Consider the following 8,990-nt stretch of genomic DNA (forward strand, 5'->3'; position numbering starts at 1 on the left):
ACTCCCCCATCGAGACGCGCCTCCTCCGCGACGCGGCGGCCGCCGGGGCGACGGCGATTGACGGCGCGTGGATGCTCCTGTTCCAGGGCGTCGAGGCGTTCGAACGGTGGACGGGGCGGGACGCGCCCGTCCGACGCCATGAACGACGCGCTTCGCGCCGCCCTCGAATGAAGAGACGGCGAGGTAACGATTTTTAAATAATCGGCGTTCATACGGGAACACAATGGGCATATTCGACTCGATTAAGTCGTCGCTGCGGTCGCTTCTCGGCCGCGACGAAGGGTCTTCTACCGCGTCGTCTCAGCGAGAAACCCGCGTCTCCGTCGAACGGGACACGCGAGAGGAGGTCGATACGGAGTCCGAATCCGCCGTGAAAGAACCCGTCTCCGAGGAGACGGACGCGGCGGCGTCGACGGAAACGCTGGTGGACGAAGAAGCGGGTCGCGAACCCGGCGAGGCGGTCGAAGGCGTCGACGACGGCGGCGTCGGCGAGGATGCGGGCACCGAAGACGTCATCGAGGAGGCCGAACCCGCCGGCGACGACGGCGAGACGGCCGCCGAGAGCGAGACGGCCGCCGAGGACGAGGCGGCCGCGACGGGCGAGGCGGAGTCGGCCGCGTCCACGGACTCCATGGTGGACGACGATACCGAACCCGCAGAGGCCGCCGAACCCGCCGAAGCGTCGGCGAGACGTCGTCCGTCGAGGAGGTCGAGGCCGACGCCGAGGCGGCCGACGGCGCGGAGGAGACGTCCGAGGAGTCCGTCGCCGCCGAGACGGACGCCGCCGCGTCCACCGAGTCGCTCGTGGACGAGGAGAACGCCGACGAACCGACCGAACGGGCCGAACCCGCGGAGGCCGCCGGACAGCCACCGACCGGAGAGGAGGCGACCGGTGCCGAGGGTGAACCCGAGACGGACGAGAGCGAGGGTGCCGACGAGACGGCCGACGACGGCGGTGCCGCCGGCGAACCGGTCGAGAACCTGAAGGGCATCGGACCGGCCTACGCCGAACGCCTCGCCGACGCCGGCGTCGAGACGGTGGTCGACCTGGCAGACGCCGACGCCGAGTCGCTCGCCGAGGAGATAGACGTCTCCGAGAAGCGCGTCCAGCGGTGGATCGACCGCGCGACCGACGACGCGTAGAGACGGCTCCACCTGCCGCGAACGCGAAACCGTTTACTCCGTACCCGCGTACCTCTGGACATGACCGACTCGTCCGCGCCGAGCGTCGTCACCCGACGGGAGACGTTCCGCGCCGCCGCCGCGGACGCCCCCGCGGGTGCGCGGGTCCCCGTCGAACTCCACCGCACGGTCGACGACCCGTTCGACGCGTACCGCCGCGCCCGCGACGACGACGGCGACGGCTTCTTCCTGGAGACGACCGGCGGCCAGTCGGGGTGGGGCTACTTCGGCGTCGACCCCGTGGAGCGAATCCGCGTCGGCCCCGACGCGGAGACGGTGGCCGACGGTGACGAGGGAAGAGGGCCGACCGCGGCGGCGTCGCCGTCGCTCTCGACGCTCGACGCCGCCCTCGACGCGGAGTCGCTGGTCCGCGGCGAGACGGGCGTCGAGGTGCCGTACCCCTGCGGCCTGTTCGGGTGGCTCTCCTACGACGTGGCGCGCGAACTCGAATCGCTGCCGTCGCTGGCGGCCGACGACCGGAACCTCCCGCACCTCCGGCTGGGACTGTTCGACCGCGTCGCGGCGTGGGAGGAACCGCGGGACGAGGAGGCGACGACGCTCCGCGTGACGGCGTGTCCGACGGTCCCCGACGGCTGCGACGACCCGGCCGACGGGCGACTCGACGACCTGTACGACCGCGCCGTCGAACGGGCGCGCGAACTGGCCGACCGGGCCGTGGCCGGCGATTCGAGCGTTCCGGACCCGCCCGTCGCGGGCGACGAAGCGACGTTCGAGAGCGACTGCGGCCGCGCGGCGTTCCGTGACCGCGTCGAGCGAATCAAGCGGTCCGTCCGCGACGGCGACACGTTCCAGGCGAACGTCTCGCAGCGTCTGGTCGCTCCCGCCGTCGTCCACCCCGTCGCGGCCTACGACGCCCTCAGACGGGTGAACCCCGCGCCGTACTCCGGGCTGGTGGAGTTCCCCGAGGCGGACCTCGTGAGCGCGAGTCCGGAACTGCTCGTCCACGTCGCGGGCGACCGACTCGTCACCGAACCCATCGCCGGGACGCGGCCGCGCGGGGCGACCGACGCCGAGGACGCCGAACTGGAACGCGACCTGACGACCGACGAGAAGGAGCGCGCCGAACACGCGATGCTGGTGGACCTCGAACGCAACGACCTCGGGAAGGTGAGCGAGTACGGCAGCGTCGAGGTGTCCGAGTACCGCCGCGTGGACCGCTACTCGGAGGTGATGCACCTCGTCAGCGTCGTGGCGGGCCGTCGCCGCCCGGACGTCTCCGTCGCCGACGCGGTGGCGGCCGTCTTCCCCGGCGGCACCATCACCGGCGCGCCGAAACCGCGCACCATGGAACTCATCGACGAGGTCGAATCGACCCGCCGCGGGCCCTACACGGGGAGCATCGCCGCGTTCGGCTTCGACGACCGGGCGACGCTCAACATCGTCATCCGGACGCTCGTCCGCGTCGGCGAGGAGTACCACCTCCGTGTCGGCGCGGGCGTCGTCCACGACTCGGACCCCGACGCCGAGTACGACGAGACGATGGCGAAGGGCCGCGCCCTCGTGAACGCCGTCGACGAGGCACTCGCCGCGGAGGGCGCGGGATGCGGGTCGTCGGTGACGGCGACGCGGACGGGGACCGAGAGCGAGGCGCTCCCACGGGAGGTGCGGAATGACCACCGTCCTCGTCGTGGACAACTACGACTCGTTCGCGTACAACCTCGTCCAGTACGTCGGCGAGTTCGCGGACGGGGTGGTCGTCCGCCGCAACGACGCCGTCGACGTGGCGGGAATCCGCGAACTGGACCCCGACGGCGTCGTCGTCTCGCCCGGCCCCGGCACGCCGGCGGACGCGGGCGTCTCCGTCCCGGTGTTCCGCGACCTCTCGTACCCGACGCTCGGCGTCTGTCTCGGCCATCAGGCGCTCTGTGCGGCCCTCGGCGCGCCCGTCGGCCACGCCCCGGACGTCGTCCACGGCAAGCCGTCCGAGATACGCCACGACGGCGAGGGCGTGTTCGCCGGCCTCCCCGACCGGTTCGAGGTGGGCCGCTACCACTCGCTGGCCGTCGAACGCGCGGACGTCCCCGACGAACTGGTCGAGACGGCGTGGACCGACGACGACCGGCGCGTCGTGATGGGCGTCCGTCGCCGCGACAGACCGCACGTCGGCGTCCAGTTCCACCCCGAGAGCATCCTCACCGACGGCGGGAAGCGAATCGTCGAGAACTTCGTCGCGGCCTGCGGGGGCGACGATGACTGACGGCGGTGACTCGGCCGGCGACGCCGCCGCCGGCGAGAGCGGAGACGGAGACCGACTCCTGTTCCACGTGGACGGCGAACTCGTCCCCGCGTCCGAGGCGACGGTGAACGTGCGCGACAGGGGGTTCGCGTACGGCGACGCCCTGTTCGAGACGCTCCGCGCCTACGGCGGCGAGGTGTTCCGCTGGGAGGCGCACGCGAACCGCCTCGCCGAGGCGCCGGCGTCCTGCAACTCGACCATGGACTGTCGGACGCCGACCTGAAGCGCCGCGTGGACGAGACGCTGGCGGCGAACGGCCTCTCGGACGCCTACGTCAAACTCTCCGTGACGCGCGGCGTCCAACCGGGGAAGCTGACCCCGGACCCCGAGGTGGACCCGACCGTCGTCGTGCAGGTGAAACCCCTGCCCCGCGGCGGCCGAGGGAGCGACCCCGTGTGGGACGCGCCGGCGACGTTGCAGACGGTGAAGACGCGGCGCGTCCCCGACCGGGCGATTCCCGCGCGGGCGAAGACGCACAACTACCTGAACGGCATCCTCGCCCGTCTGGAACTCCGCGTCAGCGACGCCGACGAGGCGGTGATGCTCGACGACGACGGCCACCTCGCCGAGGGCGCGACGAGCAACCTCTTCTTCGTCCGCGACGACGCCCTCTGCACGCCGAGTCTCGAAGGCCCGGTCCTGCCGGGCGTCACCCGCGCCGAGGTGCTGGACATCGCCCGCGAGGAGGGGATTCCGGTCCGAGAAGGTCGCTACCGCCCGGACGACCTGCGCGAGGCGACGGAGGCGTTCGTCACGAACACGACGTGGGAACTCCGCCCCGTCGCCGCGGTGGACGGCATCGAACTCGGCGGCGTCTCCGAGCCCTCGGGGTCGGAGGCACGGGGGACCTCGTCCCCCGGAGGTCCGGTGACGACGCTCCTCTCGCGCCTGTTCGACGCCCGCGTGGAACGGGCGCACTACGGCGACTGAGGGAGGCGAGGCGCAGCGTCCGCCGATACCGCTACCTTTGAACCGCCCACCCCCTTACGCGGGGTATGGACGACGCGCGACGCATCGTCGCCGCCGACGAGGTGCCGTCGGACGGGACGGTGCTCTTCACGCTCCGGAACGGGTCGGAAACGGTCGAAGCTATCCTCACGAAACTCGACGACGGGGCCATCGTCGCCTTCGAGAACGCCTGCCCGCACTGGACCGACGTCCGCCTCGACAAGGGGTCCGGGGCGTACGTCAGAAACGGCGAACTGGTCTGCCAGAAGCACGGCGCGACGTTCCAACGCGACACGGGGTACTGCGACTTCGGCCCCTGCGAGGGGTCGATCCTCTCGACGTTCGACGTGACCGTCGAGGAGGGCGACGTCTACCTGACCGACGACGCGTTCGCGTTCGAGGGACTCGGCGGGTCCGGCGACGACGACCTGTCGTCGGGCAGTCGGATCGACTTCACCGGCAGTTGAAAACCGGTTCCGGTCGTCTCCGGGACGCCTCAGTCCAGTAGCGCGAGGACGACCAACCCGAGGCACAGTCCGCCGAGTGAGAACACCGCACCCAGTAAGCCGCCCGGGAGGGCGTCGTACCCGCGGTGTACGAGTTCGGTCTGGAGGAGGATGCTCCCGAGGCCGCCGAGGAGCGTGAAGACCGGCACCAAGAGCATCGCTCTCAGGGGATGGTTCCACTCGTCCCAGTTCCACGCGAGGCGGGTACGGACCTTCTGGAGGGCGTCGGACACGGCGGACCGACGCGGGTCGGGAGGATAAACGTTACTCGTCGGCGACACGATTCCGAACTCGCCGTCACTCGGCGACGAGACGCCTCGCTCAGAGGTCGAGTTCGGCAAAACCATCGCGGGAGGTAGATTTGAACTACGTCACTTCGCTCGCTGACGCTCGCTCCGTTCCTCAGTTCAAATCTACTCGGAGCCACTCACACCGACAGTCAAGCTGTCGCGCGAGACAAGACTCGGCGCTTGGAAGGTGACTGTCGGAGAGAAGTAGCGGGAGGTAGATTTGAACTACCGATCTCCGGGTTATGAGCCCGGCGGAATCTCCTGGCTATCCCATCCCGCTACATCAACGAAACCGTGGGTTACGGTTAAGGGTTGTGATTCGACCGCCGTGTGGTAGTTTCCACCTCGACTCACGCCCCGGCGATGCGCCACGTGAACACGCTCTCGGCGACGTAGTTCAGGAGCATCGACGCCCCGATGGCGAGCGGAATCGGCAGCAACTCCCAGACGTCGAACCCGAGGACGAGATAGGAGAACCCGGCCTCGCGGAACGCGCGGACGACGAGGAACTGGACGGCGAGGCCACCGCTTCTGACGACGTTCGAGGTGAGGAGTCGCCGAAGCGTCGGGAGGACTCCCTCGGCCGTCCCCGCGTCGGCGAACGTCCAGTGCTCGTTGATGAAGAACATCACGACGATGGCCACCTCCGCGCCGGCGAGTTTGGCGTACTCGTTCAGCACGTCGAACAGGACGATGAGCGCCGTCGTCGTCGTCACGTCGAACACCGCGCCGACGGCTCCCACGGAGGCGAACTTCCCGAAGCGGACGCCGGAGAGGAGGGCTGTGAGTCTGCTGTTGCTCATTCGGGAGTCTCGGCCGTCTCACCCAGTCGGTCCACGAGCGCGGGTTCGTGGTCCCGCGTCGATTCGATGAACGTGTGGAGGCTGTGCTCTTTGATGAGGCGCGCGCGGTGGCGCGAACTGAACAGCGCGCGAGCGAGTCGGTACGACGTGTCGACGGTGGAGACGGTCGAACCGGGGCGGTCCTCCCAGCGGACCGGCACCTCGACGATGCGTTCCCCGAGTGCGCCGGCAACGGCGATGAGTTCGATGTCCCACGCGAACCCGGCCTCGTAGAGGTGCGGGCGGATCGACCGCCACGCCGTCGTCGTGAGCGCTTTCGCGCCGCACTGGTAGTCGTAGAGCTGTTCGTCGAGGAGGCGGCGCGCCATCCACGCGAAGCCGTCGCCGAGGCGTCGCCGCGCGAACGTCTGGTGCGACGCGATGTCGGCCGCCGGGTGGCGTCGCGACCCCACGGAGAGGTCCGCGTCGCCCTCGACGACCGGTTCGACCACGGACGCCAACGACGGCGCGGGCGTGCTCCCGTCCGCGTCGGCGAACGCCAGCACGTCCACGTCGTCCGCTATCGCCTCGAACCCCGCGGTGATGGCCGCGCCCTTGCCGCGTCGGGCGTCGACGGCGTTCACCGTCGCCGGCACGTCCGCGAGGCGTTCGAGGGCGTCGGGGCGCGGCGCGTCGAGTTCGATTCGGACGACCGCAGGCGAGAGCGCCGACCGGAGTGCCGCGACGTAGTCGGCGAGACGTTCGAGGTCCGGTCGGTAAGCCGGGACCACGATACCGACGGAGCGAGTCATTGGGTGGAGTACCGAGAGGGAGGATAAAAAACGAATCGCTCGCGTCTCGGACCGGCGGAAACGCCGACGCCGGCGGCGGCAATCCGACGACGACGCGGCGGTCTCAGTCGCCGGCGGCGGACGCGGATACCGCATCATAAGACGTATGCCGCCCGGCTACGGTGCCTCCCGTAGAGAATGGAGTACGCCCTCGTCCTTCGCTGGTTGGTCCTCTACGCCGCCCTCTTCGCCGCCGGGTTCCCCCTCGTCGCGCGCCTCCTCCCGGGGGCGCGCGGCCGGGGTGCGGGCCTCGCCGTCCCCGCCGCGACGCTGGTGCTCACGGTGCCCGCCTACTGGGTGGGACAGGTCGCGTTCGGCCTCCCGGCGTTGCTGGCGGGCGTCGTCGTCCTCCTCGCCGCGTCCGCCCTCGCGGCCGCCGACCACGACGCCCTCCGCGCGGGTCGCCTCGAACTCGGCGTCGACGTGCCGCGGCGCGCCGTCGGCGACGCCGCCGTGGTGTTCGGCCTCTCGTTCGCGTTCCTCCTCGTCGTCCGCGCGTTCGACCCCGGCGTCTTCCCCGTCGCGGGCGAGAAGTTCCTCGACTTCGGGCTCCTGAAGAGCCTTCGGCGCGCGCGACGCTCCCGCCGGAGGACCTCTGGTTCGCGGGCGAGGCGGTGAAGTACTACTACGGCGGCCACCTCGTGACGACGCTGTTCGCGTGGCTGACGGCGACGCCGACGCGGTTCGCCTACAACCTCGCGCTGGCGGGGTTCTACGCCACGCTGGTGACGGCCGCCTTCGAACTCGCCGCGACGGTGGGCGAGGACCACGGCCTCTCGCGACGGGTCAGCGGCGGGTTCGCGGCGTTCTTCGTCGGGTTCGCCAGCAACCTCGTCACCGCGGGTCGGTTCGCGCTGGTGTTCCTCCCCGAGGGCCTGCGGCGACCGGTCGCGCAGATGGTCGCCGCGCGCACGGACTACACCGTCTCGGGGATTCTGGAGGGCGCCGCGGCGTTCTCCTACTGGGACGCCTCGCGGGTCATCCCCGGCACCATCAACGAGTTCCCCCTGTTCGCGTGGCTGAACGGCGACCTGCACGCCCACATGACGGGGACGCCGTTCCTCCTCCTCGCGGCCGCCGTCGGCTACGCCTACTACCGGCGCCCGAAGCCGACGTTCGCCGGCGTCGCCTCCTCCTCTCGACGCTCCCCGTCGTCGCGGGCTGGCAGGCGATACACAACACGTGGAGTTTCCCCAGCGTCCTCGCTCTCGGCACCCTTGCGGTGGTGTTCGCCCCCGCCGCACCGTGGACGCTCGTCCCCGGACTCGCCGACGCCGGCGACCGACTCGCGGCGCGCTCTCGACTCGCCGAGGAACTGACGCGCGTCGTCGTCGCCCTCGGCGTCACCGTCACGGGCGTCGTCGTCGCCCTCGCCGTCGCCGCGCCCTTCTTCCTCGGGACGGCCGTCAGCGGCAGCGAACGAACCGTCGAACTGCTGGGGCCCGAGATGCGGAGCAGTCTCGGCGGCCTCCTCCTCGTCCACGGCGCGTTCGTCGCCGCCTTCGGCGCGTACCTCCTCTCGCGCCTCCGCGTCCGCCGTCCGGTGTACCTCGTCGTCGGCCTCCTCGCCGCCGCGTACGTCGGCCTCGACGTCGGACTGGCCGCCCTCGCCGTCTCGGTGCCCCTCCTCGTGTTCGGCTGGGTCGCCCTCCGCTCGGACCGGCCCGTCGGCTACGAGACGGTCCTCATCGTCGCGGGTGCCGGACTCGTCACGCTGGTCGAACTCGTCTACCTCAACGAACAGGCCGGCCCCGGCCGAATGAACACCGTGTTCAAGACGTACATGCAGGTGTGGGTGCTGTGGGCGACGGCGATGGGCGTGGCCGTCCCCGGCCTGATTCGGGGCGTCCCGACGGCCGCACGGGTCACCGCGCGTGTGCGCGACGCCGCCCCGTCCGTCGCCACCGACGCGCCGGCGGCCGGTCGTGGCGCCGCGTGGCCGCCGTCGCCTTCGCCTGCCTCCTCGTCGCCTCGACGGGCGTCTACGGCGTCGTCGCCGTCGGTAACCACGTCGAACGGGGGCCGCCCGGCGGGACGACGCTCGACGCGACGCAGTTCGTGGAGACGTCACACCCCGAGTACGCCGAGGCGATAGATTGGCTGGACGAACGCGAGGGGACGCCCGTCCTCCTCGAAGCGCCCGGGACGAGTTTCTACGCGTCGGGGACGGACGG

The 8,990-nt window shown here is 70.9% G+C and carries 7 protein-coding genes, 1 tRNA gene and 4 pseudogenes; 8 read left to right on the forward strand and 4 right to left on the reverse strand.

Going from position 1 to position 8,990, the window contains the following annotated elements; translation table 11 throughout:
- The 7 genes and pseudogenes from GJ632_RS15660 to GJ632_RS15685 all read left to right on the forward strand — a co-directional run.
- Positions 1–171 (forward strand): annotated as a pseudogene (locus GJ632_RS15660) (shikimate dehydrogenase); the annotation flags it as partial.
- A gap of 52 nt (positions 172–223) precedes the next feature.
- Positions 224–985, forward strand: a complete 762-nt coding sequence (locus GJ632_RS23965) for a hypothetical protein (RefSeq protein ID WP_231751600.1) — start codon at positions 224–226, stop codon at positions 983–985.
- A 5-nt stretch (positions 986–990) separates the two neighbouring features.
- Positions 991–1,143, forward strand: a complete 153-nt coding sequence (locus GJ632_RS23970) for a helix-hairpin-helix domain-containing protein (protein WP_343161211.1) — start codon at positions 991–993, stop codon at positions 1,141–1,143.
- A gap of 60 nt (positions 1,144–1,203) precedes the next feature.
- Positions 1,204–2,727, forward strand: a pseudogene (locus GJ632_RS15670) (anthranilate synthase component I family protein); the annotation flags it as partial.
- An 85-nt stretch (positions 2,728–2,812) separates the two neighbouring features.
- Entirely contained in the window at positions 2,813–3,400 is a 588-nt protein-coding gene (locus tag GJ632_RS15675) for an aminodeoxychorismate/anthranilate synthase component II (protein ID WP_191453443.1), read from the forward strand.
- A pseudogene (locus GJ632_RS15680) lies at positions 3,393–4,369 on the forward strand (aminotransferase class IV). The gene GJ632_RS15675 and the pseudogene GJ632_RS15680 overlap by 8 nt, the downstream one beginning before the upstream one ends.
- Positions 4,370–4,434: 65 nt before the next feature.
- On the forward strand, positions 4,435–4,854 hold the full coding sequence (locus tag GJ632_RS15685; protein ID WP_089805053.1) for a Rieske 2Fe-2S domain-containing protein: 420 nt from the start codon (positions 4,435–4,437) through the stop codon (positions 4,852–4,854).
- A 29-nt stretch (positions 4,855–4,883) separates the two neighbouring features.
- Here GJ632_RS15685 and GJ632_RS15690 read toward each other — a convergent pair whose 3' ends face one another.
- The 4 genes from GJ632_RS15690 to GJ632_RS15705 all read right to left on the reverse strand — a co-directional run bounded on the left by GJ632_RS15690 (position 4,884) and on the right by GJ632_RS15705 (position 6,777).
- Positions 4,884–5,126, reverse strand: a complete 243-nt coding sequence (locus GJ632_RS15690) for a hypothetical protein (protein ID WP_191453444.1) — start codon at positions 5,124–5,126, stop codon at positions 4,884–4,886.
- A 262-nt stretch (positions 5,127–5,388) separates the two neighbouring features.
- A tRNA-Met gene (locus GJ632_RS15695) sits at positions 5,389–5,463 on the reverse strand.
- Positions 5,464–5,533: 70 nt separating this feature from the next.
- The gene (locus GJ632_RS15700) at positions 5,534–5,986 is read right to left on the reverse strand and encodes a GtrA family protein (RefSeq protein ID WP_089805050.1); all 453 of its coding nucleotides are present in this window, start codon (positions 5,984–5,986) and stop codon (positions 5,534–5,536) included.
- Positions 5,983–6,777 carry a glycosyltransferase gene (locus GJ632_RS15705; protein ID WP_191453445.1) on the reverse strand — a complete coding sequence of 265 codons (795 nt, stop codon included), beginning with the start codon at positions 6,775–6,777 and terminating at the stop codon, positions 5,983–5,985. Before GJ632_RS15705 ends, GJ632_RS15700 begins: the two co-directional genes overlap by 4 nt.
- Positions 6,778–6,954: 177 nt before the next feature.
- On the opposite strand from GJ632_RS15705, the pseudogene GJ632_RS15710 reads away from it, so the two are divergent.
- Positions 6,955–8,911: pseudogene (locus GJ632_RS15710) on the forward strand (DUF2298 domain-containing protein).
- Positions 8,912–8,990: the final 79 nt, after the last annotated feature.

The sequence above is a fragment of the Halogeometricum sp. CBA1124 genome (assembly GCF_009741955.1).
GTDB classification, from domain to species: Archaea; Halobacteriota; Halobacteria; order Halobacteriales; family Haloferacaceae; genus Halogeometricum; species Halogeometricum rufum.